The organism is Pseudochelatococcus lubricantis (assembly GCF_011762225.1).
Classification (GTDB): Bacteria; Pseudomonadota; Alphaproteobacteria; order Rhizobiales; family Beijerinckiaceae; genus Pseudochelatococcus; species Pseudochelatococcus lubricantis.
Map to the genome: position 1 here is coordinate 44,586 of NZ_JAASQI010000003.1, position 18,876 is coordinate 63,461.

Annotated in this window: 17 protein-coding genes; 13 read left to right on the forward strand and 4 right to left on the reverse strand. The window is 67.3% G+C overall.

Annotated elements, in window-relative coordinates:
• The first annotated feature begins 264 nt into the window (after window positions 1–264).
• Window positions 265–1,725: an NAD-dependent succinate-semialdehyde dehydrogenase gene (locus FHS82_RS07080; RefSeq protein ID WP_166950378.1), complete on the forward strand. Its 1,461-nt coding sequence runs from the start codon at window positions 265–267 to the stop codon at window positions 1,723–1,725.
• A 77-nt stretch (window positions 1,726–1,802) separates the two neighbouring features.
• Here the strand turns inward: FHS82_RS07080 and FHS82_RS07085 are convergent, their stop codons facing one another.
• Window positions 1,803–2,819: an Ldh family oxidoreductase gene (locus FHS82_RS07085; RefSeq protein WP_166950380.1), complete on the reverse strand. Its 1,017-nt coding sequence runs from the start codon at window positions 2,817–2,819 to the stop codon at window positions 1,803–1,805.
• A gap of 259 nt (window positions 2,820–3,078) precedes the next feature.
• On the opposite strand from FHS82_RS07085, the gene FHS82_RS07090 reads away from it, so the two are divergent.
• The 7 genes from FHS82_RS07090 (at window position 3,079) to FHS82_RS07120 (ending at window position 9,879) form a co-directional block, all read left to right on the forward strand.
• A complete protein-coding gene (locus FHS82_RS07090; protein ID WP_166950382.1) occupies window positions 3,079–4,434 on the forward strand; it encodes an NAD(P)/FAD-dependent oxidoreductase in 1,356 nt (451 codons plus the stop codon).
• A gap of 61 nt (window positions 4,435–4,495) precedes the next feature.
• Entirely contained in the window at window positions 4,496–5,266 is a 771-nt protein-coding gene (locus FHS82_RS07095) for a cupin domain-containing protein (RefSeq protein ID WP_166950384.1), read from the forward strand.
• A gap of 102 nt (window positions 5,267–5,368) precedes the next feature.
• The gene (locus tag FHS82_RS07100) at window positions 5,369–6,250 is read left to right on the forward strand and encodes a transporter substrate-binding domain-containing protein (protein ID WP_166950386.1); all 882 of its coding nucleotides are present in this window, start codon (window positions 5,369–5,371) and stop codon (window positions 6,248–6,250) included.
• A gap of 61 nt (window positions 6,251–6,311) precedes the next feature.
• On the forward strand, window positions 6,312–6,983 hold the full coding sequence (locus FHS82_RS07105; RefSeq protein WP_166950388.1) for an amino acid ABC transporter permease: 672 nt from the start codon (window positions 6,312–6,314) through the stop codon (window positions 6,981–6,983).
• Window positions 6,980–7,645: an amino acid ABC transporter permease gene (locus tag FHS82_RS07110; protein WP_166950390.1), complete on the forward strand. Its 666-nt coding sequence runs from the start codon at window positions 6,980–6,982 to the stop codon at window positions 7,643–7,645. Before FHS82_RS07105 ends, FHS82_RS07110 begins: the two co-directional genes overlap by 4 nt.
• 15 nt (window positions 7,646–7,660) lie before the next feature.
• Window positions 7,661–8,443 carry an amino acid ABC transporter ATP-binding protein gene (locus FHS82_RS07115; RefSeq protein ID WP_166951366.1) on the forward strand — a complete coding sequence of 261 codons (783 nt, stop codon included), beginning with the start codon at window positions 7,661–7,663 and terminating at the stop codon, window positions 8,441–8,443.
• Window positions 8,440–9,879 (forward strand): MmgE/PrpD family protein, encoded by a 1,440-nt coding sequence (locus tag FHS82_RS07120; protein ID WP_166950392.1) that lies wholly within the window; start codon window positions 8,440–8,442, stop codon window positions 9,877–9,879. The genes FHS82_RS07115 and FHS82_RS07120 overlap by 4 nt, the downstream gene beginning before the upstream one ends.
• 190 nt (window positions 9,880–10,069) lie before the next feature.
• On the opposite strand, the gene FHS82_RS07125 is transcribed toward FHS82_RS07120, so the two are convergent.
• The 3 genes from FHS82_RS07125 to FHS82_RS07135 form a co-directional block, all read right to left on the reverse strand.
• Window positions 10,070–10,618: a HutD/Ves family protein gene (locus FHS82_RS07125; protein WP_166950394.1), complete on the reverse strand. Its 549-nt coding sequence runs from the start codon at window positions 10,616–10,618 to the stop codon at window positions 10,070–10,072.
• Window positions 10,619–10,728: 110 nt separating this feature from the next.
• Complete coding sequence (hutC, locus tag FHS82_RS07130; RefSeq protein ID WP_166950396.1) at window positions 10,729–11,460, reverse strand: histidine utilization transcriptional repressor HutC; 732 nt, start codon at window positions 11,458–11,460, stop codon at window positions 10,729–10,731.
• Window positions 11,457–12,821, reverse strand: a complete 1,365-nt coding sequence (locus FHS82_RS07135; protein ID WP_166950398.1) for a formimidoylglutamate deiminase — start codon at window positions 12,819–12,821, stop codon at window positions 11,457–11,459. Before FHS82_RS07135 ends, hutC begins: the two co-directional genes overlap by 4 nt.
• A gap of 167 nt (window positions 12,822–12,988) precedes the next feature.
• Here FHS82_RS07135 and hutI point away from each other — a divergent pair, with 167 nt between their 5' ends.
• The 5 genes from hutI to FHS82_RS07160 are packed head-to-tail and all read left to right on the forward strand — an operon-like array spanning window position 12,989 to window position 18,863.
• The gene (hutI, locus tag FHS82_RS07140; RefSeq protein WP_166950400.1) at window positions 12,989–14,215 is read left to right on the forward strand and encodes an imidazolonepropionase; all 1,227 of its coding nucleotides are present in this window, start codon (window positions 12,989–12,991) and stop codon (window positions 14,213–14,215) included.
• Complete coding sequence (gene hutH / locus FHS82_RS07145; protein ID WP_166950402.1) at window positions 14,208–15,761, forward strand: histidine ammonia-lyase; 1,554 nt, start codon at window positions 14,208–14,210, stop codon at window positions 15,759–15,761. Before hutI ends, hutH begins: the two co-directional genes overlap by 8 nt.
• Window positions 15,758–16,549, forward strand: a complete 792-nt coding sequence (hutG, locus tag FHS82_RS07150; RefSeq protein ID WP_166950404.1) for an N-formylglutamate deformylase — start codon at window positions 15,758–15,760, stop codon at window positions 16,547–16,549. Before hutH ends, hutG begins: the two co-directional genes overlap by 4 nt.
• Window positions 16,546–17,712, forward strand: a complete 1,167-nt coding sequence (locus tag FHS82_RS07155; RefSeq protein WP_166950406.1) for a CaiB/BaiF CoA transferase family protein — start codon at window positions 16,546–16,548, stop codon at window positions 17,710–17,712. Before hutG ends, FHS82_RS07155 begins: the two co-directional genes overlap by 4 nt.
• Window positions 17,709–18,863 (forward strand): acyl-CoA dehydrogenase family protein, encoded by a 1,155-nt coding sequence (locus tag FHS82_RS07160; RefSeq protein WP_166950408.1) that lies wholly within the window; start codon window positions 17,709–17,711, stop codon window positions 18,861–18,863. The genes FHS82_RS07155 and FHS82_RS07160 overlap by 4 nt, the downstream gene beginning before the upstream one ends.
• Window positions 18,864–18,876: the final 13 nt, after the last annotated feature.

Below are 18,876 nucleotides of genomic sequence, written 5' to 3' on the forward strand. Positions count from 1 at the left end.
GGTTGGCCTCGGAGGTTGCGTCACAAGGCCATAGCATCGGAATTACATCGGGCGGAAGCAGGGGCAACCACGAAATCCGGATTGCCCGTCAAGGCCGAGAGCGGTCCGGACGGCGGCGTCGATATCGTGCCCGCCGCCGAAGCCGGCGCCAGGAGTATCGCGCGCGTATCCTCTCCTGAACGCGGATGCTTGACGGACGGCCCTCGGGGATGTTTGCGTTCCTGGCGGAGGGCACCCGACAATTTCCGCATGAAGGAGGAAACAATGACAGTCCTGAAGGATCCGACGCTTTTTCGCGAGGCGGCGCTCGTCGCGGGTGAGTGGATCGAGACCGGCGAGGAGGCAATCACGGTCACCGATCCGGCGACCGGCGCGGCGATCGGAAGGGTACCGAGGATCGGCGCGGCCGACGTGCGCAGGGCGATCGCAGTAGCGGCCGCCGCGCAGCGGGAATGGGCGAGCCGCACCGCCAAGGAGCGTTCGGACGTGCTGCGCCGCTGGTTCGAGCTGCTGCAAGCCAACAAGGAAGACCTCGGGCGCATCCTGACGCTTGAGCAGGGCAAGCCGCTGCCGGAGGCGATCGGCGAGATCGGCTATGGCGCGAGCTTCATCGAGTGGTTCTCGGAAGAGGCGCGGCGCGTCAACGGCGACATCATTCCCGGCCACCAGCCCGACAAGCGCATTCTGGTGTTCAAACAGCCCGTCGGCGTGGTGGCGGCTATCACGCCGTGGAACTTCCCCAACGCCATGATCACGCGCAAGGCCGGGCCGGCGTTTGCCGCCGGTTGCGCGATGGTGCTGAAGCCCGCCTCGCAGACGCCGTTCTCCGCCATCGCGCTCGCGGTTCTGGCGGAACGCGCGGGGCTGCCGGCCGGCCTCTTCAGCGTCGTCACCGGGTCGGCCTCCGAGATCGGGGCGGAGTTGACGGCCAATCCGACCGTGCGCAAGCTCACCTTCACGGGGTCGACGGAGATCGGCGTTGCGCTCTATCGTCAGAGCGCGCCGACGGTGAAGAAGCTCGGACTCGAACTCGGCGGCAATGCCCCCTTCATCGTGTTCGACGACGCGGATATCGCTGCGGCCGTCGAGGGCGCCCTCATCGCCAAATACCGCAACAACGGGCAGACCTGCGTCTGCGCCAACCGCATCTACGTGCAGGACGGTGTCTACGACGCTTTCGCGGAAAAGCTCGCGCAGGCCGTGTCGCGGCTCAGGACGGGCAACGGTTTCGACGAGGGCGTGACACTCGGCCCGCTCATCGACGCGGCGGCGCTGGCCAAGGTCGAGGAGCATGTGAGCGACGCCGTGAGCAAAGGCGCCCGCATCCTGCTGGGCGGCAAGCCTCACGCTCTTGGCGGCACGTTCTACGAGCCGACCATCCTCGCGGACGTGACGAAGGAAATGGCGGTGGCGCGGGAGGAAACTTTCGGCCCGGTCGCGCCGCTGTTCCGCTTCGCCGACGAGGCCGACGTCATCGCGCAGGCGAACGACACCGAGTTCGGCCTCGCCTCCTATTTCTACGCGAAGGATTTGTCGCGCGTGTTCCGCGTGGCCGAGGCGCTGGATTACGGCATGGTCGGCGTCAACACCGGGCTGATATCGACGGCGGAAGCGCCGTTCGGCGGCGTCAAGCTCTCGGGGCTGGGGCGCGAGGGATCGCGCTACGGCATCGACGAGTTCCTCGAACTGAAGTACGTGTGCCTTGGGGGCGTCAGGCCGGCGTGAGATCAGACGCCCGCGCCATTCAAAGCCGGGTCTTCGGCCCATCCAGAGCCGTGCGACCCGGCGTATGCCCGATCGACTTATGACGTCTTGCGCACTAGCAGCCCGTCGAGCCGGTTCGCCAGATCGTCGGAGATGTCGAAGCCTTCCTTCGCGGCGCGGGTGCGGTTGGCGTGCCGGCGTTCGCCGGGCAGGCGCACGGCGGGGTCCGAGTGCAGATGTGCCACGAAGGCTGCGAAGCGCTCCGCAACATCCCCGCCGGACGTGGCCTCGGGCGAGAGAACGAGCAGGAACTGGCCGGCGTTGGAGCTTGCCGCCCCCGGATAGGCGGCGGAACGGTCCTCGAAGCCGAAGGCGGCGCCTGTCATCGCCGCCGCCATTACCTCCACCATGACCGCGATGGAAGCGCCCTTGTGGCCGCCGAACGGCAGTAGCGGCCCGCCCGCCAGGATTTCCGCCGGGTCGGTCGTAGGCTCGCCTGCGCGCGTCAGCCCAACTCCAGGTGGCAGCGGCCGCCCCTCTTGCGCGTGCAGCCGCACGTCACCCAGCGAAAGCTGGCTCGATGCCTGATCCCAGGTGATCGCACCGCCCTTTCCGTCCGGGAAGGAAAACGCCATGGCGTTGGTGCCGATCAGCGCGCGGGCCGCGCCATACGGCGCCATCCGGGGGCGGGAATGGACGAAGTTGAAGGCCACGAAGCCCAACTCGGCAAGCGGTTCGACATCGCACCACAGCGCGCCGATGTGATGCGAGTTGCGCGCGCAGAGGGCGGCCATGCCTTCCGCCGCCGCCATGGCCGCCAGCCTGTCGCGTGACAGCCGTGCCGCGACGGGGGTGAAGCCGTTGTTGCCCTCGGCGCGCAGCAGGCCGGGCTTCACCTGCCGGATGTCCGGCTGGGCGGCGGGGTCTGCCCAGCCGGCGCGGATGGAGGCGACATGGTCGGGGAGGCGTGCGAGGCCATGGCTGCGGCTGCCGTCGCATTCGGCGCGCACCAGGCAGTCGGCCACGATTTCCGCCACGTTATCCGCCGCGCCATGGAGGATCAGGATATTCCGCGCAAGCGCCAGGGCGTCGGTGGGCATGAAATGTCTGGCCATGAGGCTGTCCTTTCGCAAATCGGTCTGGGCCGTTCGGGGCCCGGCGCGATCATAGGCGCATTGGCACACAATCGGATATGGCCTTCGCGGCCCGGTTGATCGCGCCCTGTTCACGGAAACTTTTTTACTAAATTTGTGGGAAGGAGGTATTTTTTCCATGCGTCCGCGCGGCGGCGCGTGTAAGCATGGCGCCCGGACAGGGACGCCTTCCTCCGGGATGCGGCCGCTCCTGTCTTCGCCATGACGATCCGGTGCGTCCATGAATCCAGATTTCCTGTTGTCTCCCCGGCAACAGCCCGTGAGCAGCTATTTCGACAGGCGGGCGGAGCCCGCTCCGGCCACGCAGCCGTTCGCGGCCGGAACGCGGTCGGATGTGATCGTCGTCGGCGCCGGCTATACCGGCCTGTCGGCGGCGCTTTCGCTGGCTGAAGCCGGGACGGAGGTGACCGTCATCGACGCCCGGCATGTCGGCTGGGGCGCGTCGGGCCGGGCCTGGGGGCAGGTGGCGGCGTCCGCCAAGTTCATGCCCGCGCAGGTGGAGGCCGATTTTCCGCCCGATGTCGCCGCGCGGATCAACGCGGCCGGCGCGGGCGCGCCCGATCTCGTTTTCGGCCTCGTCGAGAAGCACGGCATGGAATGCGATGTCGTCCGCTCCGGCAACCTGATCGCCGCGCATGTTCCCTCGCGGGAAGCGGGCCTCGCGCGCACGGTCGCGGACCTCGCCCGCCGGGGTTATCCGGTGGAGCTGCTGGAGGGCGCGGCCTGCCGCGAGGTCATCGGCAGCCCGCGCTACCGGGTGGCGCTCCACGACCGCCGGGGCGGCTCGCTCAATCCGCTGGCCTACGCGCGGGGGCTCGCCCGCGCGGCGATCGCGGCCGGCGCCCGCATCCATGAAGGGGTCGCCGTCACCGGCCTGCGGCGGGAGCAGCGGGACTGGGTCGTCGCCACCGGCAGCGGCGAGGTCCGGGCGGGCGCGGTGCTGCTGGCGACGAACGCCTTCACCAGCAGCCGGCTCTTCCCCGGCATCGGGGAGGAGGTGTTCCCGGTCCGCGCCTATCAGCTGGTCAGCGAGCCGCTGACGGCGGAGCAACTGGCGACGGTGCTGCCCGCCCGCCAGTCGCTCAACGATACGCGCAAGCTCTTCTCGGGCATCCGCGTCTGGCCCGACGGCCGGCTGCAGATCGGCGTCGACGGCCCGCCGTTCGACATGGCCGGGCAGGCGTTCCTGCGCGCCGGCAGCAGACGCATCGAAATGACCTATCCGCAGTTGAAGGGTCTCAGGTGGCAGGAAGGCTGGGGCGGCTGGGTGGATATGACGTCCGACGAGTACCCGAGGCTGCATGCGCTGGCGCCGGGGCTGTGGTCGGGATACGGTTTCAGCGGCCGGGGGATCGCCATCGGCACCGTCATGGGCCGGGATCTGGCCGCCTTCGCCCTCGGCCGCCCGCAGGATGCCGTGCATCCGGTCACGCCGCTGCGGCCGAAAGTCTATCATGCGATCCATCGCCAGCTGATCGGGGCGCTCGTCATGTGGTACCGGTTACACGACGCCGTTTCCGACGCGCGTTTCCCGCGCCTCGGCGAGCAGGCTTCGCCCGCCCGGGCCACACACTGAATTCGCCGCCCCGTCCACCATCCGGGCGTCCGGCGTCCCGACGCAATGCAGGAGAACAGGCATGTATCCCATCATCGAATTCGACCGCTCCGAAACCCGCAGCGCCGCCTTCCTGCCGTGGGTGGATTCGGAGAATGCCGACCTCGCGAAAAATGCCTTCTTTTCGCGCGGGTTTTATTACACACGCAACGACGCCCACGGCGCCTTCGCCGGCGAGGCCGAGTTGAAGGCTTTCGACGGCCCGGTCGACGGGCTGTCCGTCGACCTGTTTCTCATCGTCGTGGCGGGTGAGATCACCATTACCGACGCGAAGGGCCGGGTCACGAAGCTTGCGCCGGGCGATACGGCCGCCGTGCCGCGCGGCCTGAAGGCGACGTGGGCGCAGCCGGCGGGCACGCGGATTTTCTTCATGCTCCACGCCGACCTTCCTGCCAGCCCTTCCGTGCCTGTGGAGAACGCCGACGATCTGGCGGTCATCGTGCCGAAGCTCGACGCCGCGCTCGACCCCATCGACGGTCCGGCCGCGGATCTCATCCTGACGTCGCCCCATCCGACCGTCGGCCGCAAGGTCATCTATACGGGCGCGGACGGCCGGTTCAGCGTCGGCCTCTGGGAGGCGTCGGCGTACACGCGCAAGCTCGCCGCGTTCGGCGACTACGAGCTGATGTACTTCGTGCAGGGGGAAGTGGAGATCACCAACGCCATCGGCGAAAGCCGCCTGTTCCATCCGCATGAGCCTTTCATCGTCGACCGTGGTGTTTCGAACGCCTGGAAGACGACCGGCTATGTCCGCAAGGTCTATTGCAAGGTCAGCCCGAAACCGGCAGTGTGACTGCCGCTCTCGCGATGATACGGGCTGCCGTTTTCGCTGTCGGGCGAGATGCCCTTTCCGGTGGGTCCCGAGTGTCCGCAGCCATCCAGTCAGGAGCAAGAAATGAAGAGACGTGAATTCATGGGAGCGATCCCGCTCGCCGCGGCGGCGGTGCCGTTCGCTGCCGGCCTCGTCACACCGGCCGCCGCCCAGAGCGCTGCCGGCAGCACCTGGGACAAGGTGGCGCAAGGCAAGGTGCTGCGCATCGGCGCGGCGCTGCTGGAACCGTGGTACTTCAAGGACACCACGGGTTCGGACGCGCCGGGCGGCGTCGTCGCCGGTGGCACGACGTGGCGTGGCATCTGCCCGGCCTTCGCGGCGGAAGTCGCCAAGGTACTCGATGCGCGCCTCGAAATCGTCGAAACCACCTGGGGCAACGCCGTCGCGGGCCTTCAGGCCGGGCAGTTCGACACGATGTTCATGCTCGACGCCACGCCGACGCGGGCGCTCTCGGTCGATTTCGTCCAGACGCCGATGCTCTGGTATCCGATGTCGCTCATCGCCACCGATGACATCAACGTCACCCGCTGGTCCGATCTCAACGACCCGAAGTTCTCCATCGGCGTCGCCCTCGGCACGAATTCCGACGAGTACCTCACGTCGATCGCGCCGAAGGCCAACATCTCGCGCTTCCAGAACAGCGCCGAAATCTTTGCCGCCTTCCAGTCCGGCCGCACCAACGCGGGGGTGATCTCGGCCGTCTCCGCCGACCTTGCCCGCGCGCGCATGGGTGTCGGCAAGACCATCGTGCTCCAGCCGGCAGTGTCGATCCCCGGCGGCATCGCCGTGCGGAAGGAGCCGGACTCGCGCTGGCGCGAGTTCCTGAATGTCTGCGCCGCCTATTACTACAACACCGGCAAGACGCAGAGGCTTTACGAGGATTTCCTGCGCTTCCGCAACATCGACCCGGCGACTGCCGTGCCGGTGCAGCGCGAACTCTGGTAAGGCCATCGCGGCGCGGTGCCCGCGCTGCGGTTTTCAGACGGGACGGGGTTTCGGGAACAGCATGAATTATGAATGGGACTTCGCTCCCGTCTTTCGTAACATCGATCTGCTGGTGCAGGGGGCGTACGGCACGTTCGTGCTCGTCGCCCTCTCGCTCGCCGTCGCGCTGCCGCTGGGGCTCGTGCTGGCGCTGCTGCGCATGTCGCGGATTCCCGTCGTCGGGCACCTGGCGGGATGTTACGTCGAGATATTCCGTTCCGCCCCGGCGATCGTTCTCATCTACTGGTTCTTTTTCGCCTTTCCGATGGTCGTCGGGCTGAGATTCAGCCCCACCACGGCGGCGGTGCTGGCTGTGGGCCTTCAATCGGCGGCGTTCTTCTGCGAGGTGTTTCGCGCCGGCATCGGCGCCGTGCCGCGCGGCCAGTGGGAGGCGGCTTCCGCGCTGGGGATGCGCAAGCGTACTCTTTTCGTGTCGATCATCCTGCCGCAGGCCGTGCGCAACATGCTGCCGATTTTCCTCAACCGGCTCATCGACGTCATCAAGACCACGGCGCTCGCTTCCATCATCGCCTATGGCGAAATCGTTTATCAGGCTTCGCAGATATCCTCGCGCACCTACAGGCCGATCGAAACCTACACGGTCCTCGGGGGCATTTTCTTCGTCGTGATCTTCATCATCAGCCTGATCTCGCGGCAGTTGGAACGCCGCCTGCAAAGGGCCCACGCCAGATGACCTACAAGTGGGATTTCTCGTTCCTGTGGAACTATCGGCACGTGCTGGCGGAGGGGCTGCTCAACACGGTCTACCTGTCGCTCACGGTGCTTGCCTGCGGGCTGGTGCTGGGTGCCGTCCTCGCGGCGGCGCGCATCTCGCGTTTCGCTACCCTGCGCGCAGTCGGCTCGGTCTATGTGGAACTCTTCCGCAACGTGCCGGCGCTGGTGCTGCTGTTCTGGTTCTTCTACACGATCCCGGTGCTGACCGGCATCCAGAACGGCCGGTTCCTCACGGCGGCCGTGGCATTCTCGCTCTACAGCGGCGCCTACTTCTGCGAAATCCTGCGCGGCGGCATCCAGTCCATCGATCGGGGGCAGTGGGAGGCGTCCATCGCTCTCGGCATGACGTTCCGGACGGTTTTCGGCAGCATCATCCTGCCGCAGGCGATCCGGCGCACGCTGCCCGCGCTGACGAACGAGGCGATCGAGGTGTTCAAGATCAGCGCCGTCGCCGCGACGATCGCCTATCCGGACGCGCTCTACCAGGCGAAGCTCATCAGCGACACAGAATATCGCCCGGTGGAGGTTTACACCGTCATCGCCGTCCTGCTGACGGCCATCATACTCGTGCTCAGCGGCTTGTCCTACGCACTGGAGTACAAATTCAGCAAGTCGAACTGAGGTTGCCCGATGAGCATGATCGCCGCGCGAAACATCCATAAGAGCTTTCAGTCGCAGGACGTGCTGAAGGGGGTCGACCTCGACATCGGGAAGGGAGAGACCGTCGTCCTGCTCGGGGCGAGCGGTTCCGGCAAGAGCACGCTCTTGCGCTGCCTGAATTTTCTCGAAATGCCGACCTCCGGCGAGGTCTGCCTGGACGGCAAGCGGGTCGGCACGCCGGACGCGGGCGGCCGCATGCGTTACTCGGAAACCGAGCTGTGCCAGCTGCGCCAGCGCGTCGGCATGGTTTTCCAGCAGTTCAACCTCTTTCCGCATCTCACGGTCGAGTGGAACGTCATGATCGCCCAGCGGAAGGTGCTGGGCCGCAGCGAGGCGCAGGCGCGGGAGCGGGCGCGCTACTATCTGGAGAAGGTCGGGCTGGCCGAAAAGATCAACGAGTATCCGGCGCGCCTTTCCGGCGGCCAGCAGCAGCGCGTCGCCATCGCGCGTTCGCTGGCGATGGAACCGGATGTCATGCTGTTCGACGAGGCGACCTCGGCGCTCGATCCGGAACTCGTCGGCGAGGTTCTGCAGACGATGAAGAACCTCTCGGGCGAGGGCATGACGATGCTGATCGTGACACACGAACTCGGCTTCGCGTACAATGTCGCGCACCGCATCGTCTTCCTGCACGAAGGCACCATCATCGAAGAGGGCACGCCGGACGAGATACTCGTTCACCCGAAGAGCGAACGCACGAAGGCGTTCCTGCGCGGCCACACCGTCTTCCGCCTTCCGCAGCCGGAGGAAACAGCATGACAGCCACGAGCGCGACCGACACCGACACGGCGCTCCCCGGAGAGCCGACGCTTCTGCATCATCTGGCGATCTTCGCCCGGGCGGTCGCCGTCGGGCGGTTTTCCGATACCGTGCTGACGGAAGCAAAATACTGTCTGCTCGACACCGTCGGCTGCATGATCGCGGGCGCGCGCCTTCCGGAGGGCAGGGCGTTCGCGCAGGCAGAAGCCGGGATTTCTCCAGCAGCGCCCGGCATTCCGGCCGCGCACGTGCTGGGCTTCGATCTTCGCCTCACGGAGGCGGGCGCCGCGCGCGTCAACGGCTATACCGGCGACATCCTGGAACTGAACGACCTGATCGGTGGCCACGCCAGCATCGGCGCCGTGTCGGCGGCGCTCGCCCTTGCGGAGACACAGGGTCTGTCGGGCGTGCAGACGCTGCGCGCGCTGATCGCCGGAATCGAGATCACCGCCCGCGTGAACATGGGCTATCGCGAGAGCAACGACGGCCGCGACAATCGGCCCTTCACCGACGTGGGAATTTCGTCTGAAGGCATTCCCTCCACCATCGGCGTCAGCGCCCTTACCGCCGTCGCTCTCGGGCTCGACGAGGTCCGGACCTGCGCGGCGCTGGGCATTGGCGGCACACTGGCGGGCTGGTGTCCGGTCGAGGTGCTGTTCGGTGTCGGCGGCACCATCAAGCCTGTCATGTTCGGCGGCTGGCCGGCGACCGTCGGCATGCTGGCGGGACGCTATGCCGCTGCCGGCGTCACCGGGCCGACGCATCTTCTCGAAAGCCCGGTAGGGCTCTACGCAACCCTCGCCAAGGGCCATGATCCGGAAATCGTCAAGGGCTCACGGGGCTGGCAGCTCGAACGTCCCCGGCGCAAATGGCACGCCTGCTGCGGTTTCATCCATGCTGGTGTCGACGGGGTGGCGGCGTTGCGCCATCGCTACGGGCGGCAAATCTTCGAGGGCGCGACGGTCGAAATCGGCGTCGTCCCGCCCGTTGCCACGGTGATCTCTTCCGCCAAGCTGCCGGAGACGGAAACCGAGGCGCGCTTCAGCGGCCGCTATAACGTGGCGCTCGCCGCCGCCGGCGCGGACCGCATCGTACCCACCCATGCGGCGAAGGCGGCCGAGTTTCTTGCCGATCCGTTCGTGACGGCGATGATGGCGCGAATCCGTTATGTCGGCAACGACGAACTGCCCCATTTCTCGCATTCGCATGTGCGCGTGCTCGGCCCGGACGGCGAGGCGAGGGCGGAACAGCGGATTTCGGGCTACAAGGGCTCCGCCGCACAGCCGCTCACCCACGCCGAGGTAATGGAGAAATTTCTCGATCTCGCCTCGCCCGGGCTGAAGGAGCCGCGGGACTATATGGACAAGGTGCTGACGCTGGAAACGCAGCAGAGCCTGTCTTTCCTGTATGATGACATCCACGCCCAACGGATTTGAGCGGCGTGCCTGGAATCTGTCCTGTTTACGTTGAAACAGGACAGATTCCAGGTTCCTTATCTTGAGCGAATTCTGATCGGAACAGCGCCTATAGCATTTCGACATTTCATTGAAACGCCAGAATAATATAAGTTTTTGATATTACGCGCTTTCTTCACGCAAACCGGTATCCGCTTTGCTTGAAAACGCTTTAGCCGACGATGCGGGCGTCCAGCACATTCGTGCCCGCGAGTGCGGCGACGAGCGCGGGGGCGGCTGTTGCCAACACGACGAGGTCGAGCCGTTCAAGTCCCGCTCCCTCTTCGAGCAGCAGGACGTAACGCGCCCGTTCGCTCGCGCACTTCCTCGCGGGATCGAATGGGCCGCGCGTCACCTCCGCCCTGAGCGGGCGCCGCACCATGACGTTGAAATCGAGGAGCCCGCCGCCCTCCAGCAGCGCAGCGGCAGGAACGTCGCCCGGAAAGGCGAGGGGATTGCTGGCCGCGTCCAGGCGGTGCTCGTTTTCACCGACGGTCAGAACCATAGCGCCGTCACCGTCCACAACCGACAGGACGCGGTCTACGCCAGGAAAGGCGGAGAAAGGGCCGGAGGCCGCCACAATGGCCGTGCTGATACGCCAGGAGAAGCTCTCGAAATCCGCGCCGGGCGGTGCGACGACGATCTCGGCTGTTTCGCCGCCGCCATTTTTCCAGGGGCGGAACCGCCTGTCCGCGGCCCGAAGAACTCCCGAAGCTGTCATCCCGTTCAATCCTCCGATAAATATCCCGTGCAATTGTGCCGCCGCAACGCATTGTCCTATCCTTGGGGGGCGGTCGCGGCGGTTCCCCGGACAGCGAGCCTGTCCCCGGATCAACTGCTCCGGTCATGGCCGCTTTCCGTGCTGACGCGATGGCCGGGGCGGAACGCCACCCGCACGGTAGTGATGGGGCCGAGATCGTTCCAGGTGGTGCGGTGCAGGATCAGCAGTGCCTGCCCCTGCCGGGTCTGCAGCAATCTCGCATCACGGCGGTCGGCGTTCTCGGCCGAGAATGTCAGCTCGGCCCGCAGATAGGGTGCGTTGCGCACCAGCCATTCGTTGGCGTTCAGATGGCGGAAATCGGCCTGCTCCAGTCCGGGTGCCGCCTGCGGATTGATCCAGCGGTCCTCCAGCTGGAAGGGGAGTCCGTCGCCATAGTGCACGGCCCGCAGGTGAACCAGGATCCGGCCTTCAGGCAGGTCGAGCCGGTTTGCGATCTCCGCCGGGATGGGGCTGCGCCGCTGCGCCACCACGCGATGGCTGTAGGCCATGCCCGCCTGCTCGACCTGCTCGCGCACGACGGGAATCGAGAACGTGGCCTTGCGGACCGGATTGACGGTGACCCGCGTGCCTGCACGGCGCCGGCGGTCCAGCAAGCCCTCGTCCGCCAGCAGTTGAAGCGCCTTGTTGACCGTTGCCCGCGCGGCGTCGAACTCCGTGGCCAGATCGGCCTCGTCCGGGATTCTGTCGCCCTGGCTCCATTCGCGCTCGACGATGCGGCGCCGTACCTCGTTGGCGATGCTTTGCGCCTTGGGTACGGTCGCGCCTGCTTGCTTGTCCGTCACATCTGCTCCCTCACTTTGCCGATGCAGGCCAGATAGCCGGCCACGATCCGGTCGCGCTCCACGTGGCGCCCGTCGCGAACGACGTGACGTCCCGCCGCCCAGACATCGCGTACCAGCCTGTCGTCGCCGGCGAAGATCAGGCTGTCCAGCATCTCGTCGCCCCTGCGGCCGAACATTACCGCATTGTTCAGCGATACGGCACAGAGGTCCGCCCAGAGCCCCTCGCGGATGGCGCCGGTGTCGCGGCCGGCGGCCGAAGCGCCGCCGTCCAGTCCCACTTCGTAGATCACCCGCCCGGTCGAGCGTTCCGGCTCCGCCAGAACGGCACGGGCCGTGTCGCGCAGACGCTGGCTGTACTCAAGCGTGCGCAGCTCCTCGACAAGCGAGATGCGGATATTGCTGTCCGAGCCGAAGCCCAGATGTCCGCCCGCGTCCTTCCAGACCGTGCCGTTGAAGATGCCGTCGCCGAGGCTCGATTCGGTGATCGGGCAAAGGCCCGCCACCGCGCCGGTCGCGGCGAGGCGACGGGTCTCGTCCCCGGTCATGTGGGTGAGATGAATCAGCGTCCAGCGCCGGTCGGGGGCGTGGTTGTCCAGAAGCCACTCGACAGGGCGGCGGCCGTAGGCGGCGCTGATTTCCTCGATCTCTGGGATCTGCTCGGCCAGGTGCATATGCAGCGGGCGGGCGGGGCGAAGGCTTTCGCACAGCTTCAGCGCTTCGGGCGATACCGCGCGCAGCGAATGGGGCGCGACGCCGACGCCCGCGTCGGCGGGCAGGGCGCGCAGCGCGGCCTCGGCGCCGTCGAGCAGGCGCTGGAATTCCTCGGGCGTTGTGCCGAAGCGGTTCTGGCCAGGGCCGAGCGGGCGACGGTCCACACCGCCAAACTGGTAATGCACCGGAAGCAGCGTCAGTCCGATGCCGGTCCTCGCCGCCGCCGCCGCGATGCGTTCGGACATCTCGGCGAGATTGTCGTAATGCCCGCCGCCGGGGCGATGATGCAGATAGTGGAACTCGACATTGGTGGCGTAACCGGCCTCCAGCATCTCCATCTGCACGAGCGCCGCGATGGCCTCGACGTCGTCGGGCGTCAGGTGGTCGAGGAAGCGGTACATGATCCGCCGCCATGTCCAGAACGTGTCACGCGGTTCCGGTCCGCGCGCCTCCGACAGGCCGGCCATGGCGCGCTGGAAGGCGTGGGAGTGAAGATTCGCCATGGCGGGGAGCAACAGGTCCACCTGCTGGCCATTTGGCGCGGTCCCGGCCTCGACCTTGCCGATCCGGCCGCCCGAATCCAGTGCGATGCTTACGTTTTCCGCCCATCCGTCCGGCAGCAGCGCGTGTTTCGCCCAGAGTGCCTTCATCATCATCCCCTTGCCGCAAATTGTGCCATGCGTTGCTTCAATTTTATCCATAACAGGAAAATAAGTTTAGACATAGAGTGTCGATTATGTTTAGACTTATCTCACAGTCAAGAGCGGCGTCAGTGCCGCCGCGAGAATACTTTTCGACAAGCCGGGAGGCGCACGGGATGCAGATTCTCAGCAATGCCACGGTTGCTGCCATGGGCGACTCGTCCCCGGCAGCGGCGGGCGGCGCATCGCAGGGCTACGGCCTTGTCGAGCGCGCCGCGGTCGCGATCGAGGACGGGCGGATCGCCTGGGTCGGCGCCGAGGCGGATATTCCGGCCGACTATGCGGGTGCCGCTCGCCAGGATCTCGGCGGACGGCTGGTGACGCCCGGCCTGATAGATTGCCACACCCATGTCGTCTTTGGTGGAGACCGCGCCCGCGAGTTCGAGATGCGGCTGGAGGGCGCGAGCTATGAGGAGATCGCGCGCGCCGGCGGCGGCATCCTGTCCAGCGTGCGCGAAACGCGCGCGGCGGATGAGGAGGCGCTGCTGGCCTCGGCCCTGCGGCGCGTGGATACGCTGCTTTCAGAGGGTGTGACGACGCTGGAGATCAAATCCGGCTACGGGCTCGACATCGACAGCGAGCTGAAGATGCTGCGCGTCGCCCGCCGGATCGGCGAGGCCCGCAGGGTGACGGTGAAGACGACATGGCTCGCCGCCCACGCCGTGCCGCCCGAATACAGGGACGACCGTCAGGGCTATATCCGCGACGTCGTGATCGCCGGCATGGAACGTGGCCATGCGGAAGGGCTGATCGACGCGGTGGACGGCTTCTGCGAGGGGATTGCCTTTTCACGCGAGGAGATGGCGGCGATCTTCGATCGCGCCGCCGGTCTCGGCCTGCCGGTCAAGCTCCACGCGGAGCAGCTTTCCGATCTTGGCGGCGCCGCCATGGCAGCGCGGCACGGCGCGCTCTCAGCGGATCACCTTGAACATCTGGGCCAGGATGGCGTCGATGCCATGGCTGAATCCGGCACCGTCGCCGTGCTGTTGCCCGGCGCCTTCTACACGCTGCGCGAGACGCACTATCCGCCCGTGCAGGCGTTGCGCGATGCCGGCGTGGCGATTGCGCTGGCGACGGATTGCAACCCCGGGACATCGCCGTTGACGTCGATCCTGCTCACCATGAACATGGGGGCGACGCTGTTTCGCATGACGCCCGCCGAATGCCTCGCCGCCGTCACCCGCAATGCGGCGCGGGCGCTGCGTCTTCCGGATCGCGGCCGTATCGCGCCCGGTCTGCGCGCCGATCTGGCCATCTGGGATGTCCGGCATCCCGCCGAACTGACCTATCGCATCGGTTTCAATCCCCTTCATGCCCGCGTTGTCGGAGGCGAACTTGTCTGAACTGATCCTCACCCCCGGCGAAACCACGCTTGCCGAGTTGGAGCAGGTCTGGCGTCATGGCTTTGCCAGCCGCCTGGCCGTTCGTCTGGCCGACAGCTCCCGGCCCGGCATTGCCGCCTCGGCCGCCCGGATCGCGGCCGCCGCCAGCGGCGATGCGCCGGTCTATGGCGTGAACACGGGTTTCGGCAAGCTTGCCTCGATCAAGATCAGGGCCGAGGACACTGCGACGCTCCAGCGCAACCTGATCCTGTCGCATTGCTGCGGCGTGGGCGAGCCGGTCGAGCCGGAGACCGTGCGTCTCGTCATGGTGCTGAAACTGCTGTCGCTGGGGCGCGGCGCATCGGGCGTCCGCCCGGAGGTCATCACGCTGATCGAGGCGATGCTGGCCGAGGGCGTCCTGCCGGTGATCCCGTCACAGGGTTCGGTCGGCGCCTCTGGCGATCTCGCGCCGCTCGCGCACATGGCCGCGGCCATGCTGGGCGAAGGCCGGGCGACTTATCAGGGCCGTGAGATGCCGGGTGCGGAAGCGCTGGCCGCTGCCGGGCTGCAACCTGTCGTGCTGGCGGCGAAGGAGGGGCTCGCGCTGATCAACGGCACGCAGGTGTCCACCGCCTTCGCGCTGGCGGGGCTGTTCGACGCCTTCGCCTCGGCGCGCGCTGCGCTGGTCACCTCGTCGCTGTCGACCGATGCGATCATGGGCTCAACGGCGCCGTTCCTTGAGGAAATCCACACCCTGCGCGGCCATCGCGGCCAGATCCTCGCGGCGGGCGTGATCCGCAACCTGATGGAAGGCTCGGAAATTCGCGAGAGCCATCGCGAGGGCGATACCCGCGTGCAGGATCCTTACTGCATCCGCTGCCAGCCGCAGGTGACCGGGGCTTGCATCGACCTGCTGGCGCAGGCCGCGCGAACGCTGGAGACGGAGGCGAATGCCGCCACCGACAACCCGCTGGTGCTGACGGATGCCGGCCTGATCGTCTCCGGCGGCAACTTCCATGCCGAGCCGGTCGCTTTCGCCGCCGACCAGATCGCGCTGGCCATCGCCGAGATAGGCGCCATCGCGCAGCGGCGCGTCGCGCTGATGGTGGACCCGGCGCTGAACCACGACCTGCCGCCGTTCCTGACGCCCGATCCCGGCCTTAACAGCGGCCTGATGATCGCGGAAGTGACCAGCGCGGCGCTGATGAGCGAGAACAAGCATCTCGCCACCCCGTGCTCGACCGACTCGACACCGACCTCCGCAAACCAGGAAGATCATGTCAGCATGGCCGCCCACGGCGCCCGGCGTCTGAGGCGGATGAACGCCAACCTCGCGCAGATCCTCGGCATCGAGGCGCTCTGCGCCGCTGCTGGCGTGGAGTTCCGCGCGCCGCTGAAAACCTCGGCCACGTTGCAGGCCGTCATCGCCAAACTGCGTGAAACCGTGCCGGCCCTCGCGCAGGACCGCTATCTCGCCGCCGATCTCGCGGAGACCGCGCGGCTGGTGCGGGAGGGCGTGCTGACCGGTGCCGTTCCCGCCAGATTGCTTGAAGAGGTGCGCGCATGATTCCCGTCGACGTCGTCGCAGGCGACAGCCCCGTCATTCTCGGCCTGCCGCATACCGGGACCGACCTGCCCGAAGACATCCGCGCGAAGCTCAACCCGCGCGGTCAGCTCCTTGCCGACACCGACTGGCATATCGACCGGCTCTATGACGGGCTGTTGCCGGGCGCGACCACGGTGCGGGCGACGTTCCACCGCTATGTGATCGACGCGAACCGCGCTCCGGACGACGCGAGCCTCTATCCCGGCCAGAATACCACCGGCCTTGTTCCCGTGACCGATTTCGACGGCGAGCCGATCTGGACCGATCTGCCGACCGCTGAGGACATCGCCGACCGGCGGCAGCGCTTCCACGCGCCCTATCACGCCGCGCTGGCGGCCGAGATCGGGCGGGTGCGCGCGAAACACGGCGTGGCAATCCTCTACGACTGCCACTCGATCCGCAGCCATATTCCGTTCCTGTTCGACGGCATCTTGCCGGACTTCAACATCGGTACCAATGTCGGCGCGAGCTGCGATCCGCGGATCGAGGCCGCCGTGCGTGAGGAGGCCGCGGCGACGGACCGCACGTGGGTCGTCAACGGCCGCTTCAAGGGCGGCTGGACGACGCGCCAGTATGGCCGGCCGGGCGAGGGTGTCCACGCGATCCAGATGGAACTCGCGCAATCGACGCATCTCGCGACCGAGGTCCCGCCCTTCGCCTATGACGAGGCGAAAGCCGACCTGCTGCGCGTGACGTTGCGGGCGATCCTCGCGCGGCTTGCGGCGCTTGCACCGGAGCTTCGGGCATGAGCGGGCCGCAATCGAAAAAACCCCTTGCGGGGATCAGGGTGCTCGATCTTTCCCGTGTGCTGGCGGGCCCCTATTGCACCGCGTTGCTGGCCGATCTCGGAGCCGAGGTCATCAAGCTGGAGCCGCCCGCCGGCGACGACTATCGCCACGTCGGGCCGTTCAGGGATGGCGAAAGCGCGCTGTTCATGCTGAACAATCGCGGCAAGAAAAGCCTCGCGCTGGACCTGAAGCAGCCCGGCGATCTGGCGCTTGCGCAGGCCATCGCCGCGCGTGTCGACGTGGTCGTCGAGAACTTCCGTCCGGGCGTCGCGGCCCGGCTCGGACTCGGGGCGGAGGCGCTGCGCGCGGCCAATCCGCGGCTGATCTACTGTTCGATTTCGGGCTTCGGTCAGCACGGGCCGTTCAGGGACCTGCCCGCCTATGACCTCGTCGTGCAGGCCATGTCGGGGCTCATGGCGGCAACCGGCGAGGAGGGCGGTGCACCGCTCAAGACGGGCGAGAGCATCGCCGATCTGATCGCCGGGCTGTTCGGAAGCTGGTCGATCATGGCCGCGCTCGTGCAGCGCAACGCGACGGGCACGGGTGCCACGCTCGATGTCGCCATGTACGACGCGCTGTTTTCCATGCTGACCACGAGCCACGCCCAGCATCTTTTCGCGGGCGAACTGCCGCAACGGGTCGGGAACCGCCATCCCCTGTCCACGCCGTTCGGCTGCTTCGCGACCGCGGACGGGCAGGTGGTGATCGCGGTGCTGAACGCGAAGCAGTTCACGACGCTGGCCGGCCTGATCGGCGCGCCCGAGGCGGCCGACGATCCGCGCTTTGCCAGCGATTCGAGCCGCACCGCCCACGAACCGGCGCTGAAGGCGCTGATCGAAAACTGGTCGCGCGGCTTGACGACCGAAGAGGCCGTCGCCGCGCTGTCGGCCGCCGGTCTGCCGACCGCGCCGATCTGGGACATCGCCCGGGCAGCCGCGAGCGGCCATGCGGAGGCGCGGGAACTGGTGAGCCGCCTGCCACACCCCGTGCTGGGGCAGGTCCCCGCAGTCGGCCAGCCCGTGCGCTTTGACGGCGAGAAGCCCGTGGCGGCGAACGCCGCGCCCCGCCTGGGCGGCGATATTGAAGCCGTCCTGCAGGAATTGGGACTGGAGAGAACCGCATGAACGACGATTGGACCATGCTGTCCGACGAGGAACGGCTGTTCTGCGAGGTGCTGGGCCGCCTTTGCGCCGAACGGATAGCGCCGCGCGCCGGGGAAACCGACGAAACCGCCGCCTTCGTCCACGAGCAGCTCGGATTGCTCGGCGAGGCGGGGATGATGGGCGCCAACCTGCCGGAGGAATACGGCGGCAGCGGCATTTCCGCCCCCGCGCTGTTGCGGGCGGTGGCGATCGTCGCCGGAGCCTGCGGGTCGACGGCATCGGCGCTGACGGCTCATTATCTGGCGACCGACTCGATCCTGCTCGGCGGCACCGAGGCGCAGAAGCGGGAATGGCTGCCGCGCGCGGCAAGCGGCGAGGCGCTCGGCGCTTTTGCGCTGACCGAGCCGACCGCGGGCTCCGATCCCGCCGACATGAAGACGCGCGCCCGCCGGACGGAAACGGGCTGGCATGTCACGGGCGCGAAATGCTTCATATCGAATGGCGGCGTGGCGGATTTCATCGTGCTCTACGCCGTCACCGATCCGGAAAAGGCGCACCGCGGCATCTCCGCCTTCATCCTGCCCGCGGGCACGCCGGGGCTTGAGGCCGGTCCGGCGGAAAGGACCATGGGGCTGAAGGGCGGCCATGTCTTTACGCTGAACGTCGACTGCCACCTTCCTGCGGACGCGCTGCTTGGCGAGGAGGGCAGGGGCTTCCGCACCGCTATGCAGGTGCTGGACAACGGCAGGATCGAGGTCGCGGCCCAGTGCCTGGGCATGGCCGAGGCGGCGATGACGGCCGCCATCGCCTACGCCAGGGAGCGCGTGATCGGCGGTCAGCCGCTCAGCGACCGGCAGGGCATCCGCTGGATGATCGCCGACATGGGCGTGGCCTACCGCTCCGCGCTGTTGCTGGCGCAGGATGCGGCCCGCCAGCGCCAGCAGGCCCATGAGCGGGGAGGGCGTTTCTCGCTTGCCTCGTCCATGGCGAAGCTCGCGGCCTCCGAGGCGGCGGGCAGGATCGCCGACACCGCGCTGCAACTGCACGGCGGCTACGGCTTTACCCGCGACTTTCCCATCGAGAGGATCAACCGCGATCTGCGCATCATGCGGATCTACGAGGGATCCAGCGAAATCCAGCGCAACATCATCTCCGGCAACATGCTGGCCTGACCATCGGAGCGAG

What these genes read in the sequence shown, in the direction of transcription:
- FHS82_RS07080 (WP_166950378.1), top strand. Translation starts at nt 265, where the DNA reads ATGACAGTCCTGAAGGATCCGACGCTTTTTCGCGAGGCGGCGCTCGTC.
- FHS82_RS07100 (WP_166950386.1), top strand. Translation starts at nt 5,369, where the DNA reads ATGAAGAGACGTGAATTCATGGGAGCGATCCCGCTCGCCGCGGCGGCG.
- FHS82_RS07105 (WP_166950388.1), top strand. Translation starts at nt 6,312, where the DNA reads ATGAATTATGAATGGGACTTCGCTCCCGTCTTTCGTAACATCGATCTG.
- hutI (WP_166950400.1), top strand. Translation starts at nt 12,989, where the DNA reads ATGCAGATTCTCAGCAATGCCACGGTTGCTGCCATGGGCGACTCGTCC.
- hutG (WP_166950404.1), top strand. Translation starts at nt 15,758, where the DNA reads ATGATTCCCGTCGACGTCGTCGCAGGCGACAGCCCCGTCATTCTCGGC.
- FHS82_RS07135 (WP_166950398.1), bottom strand. Translation starts at nt 12,821, where the DNA reads ATGAAGGCACTCTGGGCGAAACACGCGCTGCTGCCGGACGGATGGGCG.
- FHS82_RS07120 (WP_166950392.1), top strand. Translation starts at nt 8,440, where the DNA reads ATGACAGCCACGAGCGCGACCGACACCGACACGGCGCTCCCCGGAGAG.
- FHS82_RS07110 (WP_166950390.1), top strand. Translation starts at nt 6,980, where the DNA reads ATGACCTACAAGTGGGATTTCTCGTTCCTGTGGAACTATCGGCACGTG.
- FHS82_RS07095 (WP_166950384.1), top strand. Translation starts at nt 4,496, where the DNA reads ATGTATCCCATCATCGAATTCGACCGCTCCGAAACCCGCAGCGCCGCC.
- FHS82_RS07125 (WP_166950394.1), bottom strand. Translation starts at nt 10,618, where the DNA reads ATGACAGCTTCGGGAGTTCTTCGGGCCGCGGACAGGCGGTTCCGCCCC.
- FHS82_RS07115 (WP_166951366.1), top strand. Translation starts at nt 7,661, where the DNA reads ATGATCGCCGCGCGAAACATCCATAAGAGCTTTCAGTCGCAGGACGTG.
- FHS82_RS07160 (WP_166950408.1), top strand. Translation starts at nt 17,709, where the DNA reads ATGAACGACGATTGGACCATGCTGTCCGACGAGGAACGGCTGTTCTGC.
- FHS82_RS07090 (WP_166950382.1), top strand. Translation starts at nt 3,079, where the DNA reads ATGAATCCAGATTTCCTGTTGTCTCCCCGGCAACAGCCCGTGAGCAGC.
- FHS82_RS07155 (WP_166950406.1), top strand. Translation starts at nt 16,546, where the DNA reads ATGAGCGGGCCGCAATCGAAAAAACCCCTTGCGGGGATCAGGGTGCTC.
- FHS82_RS07085 (WP_166950380.1), bottom strand. Translation starts at nt 2,819, where the DNA reads ATGGCCAGACATTTCATGCCCACCGACGCCCTGGCGCTTGCGCGGAAT.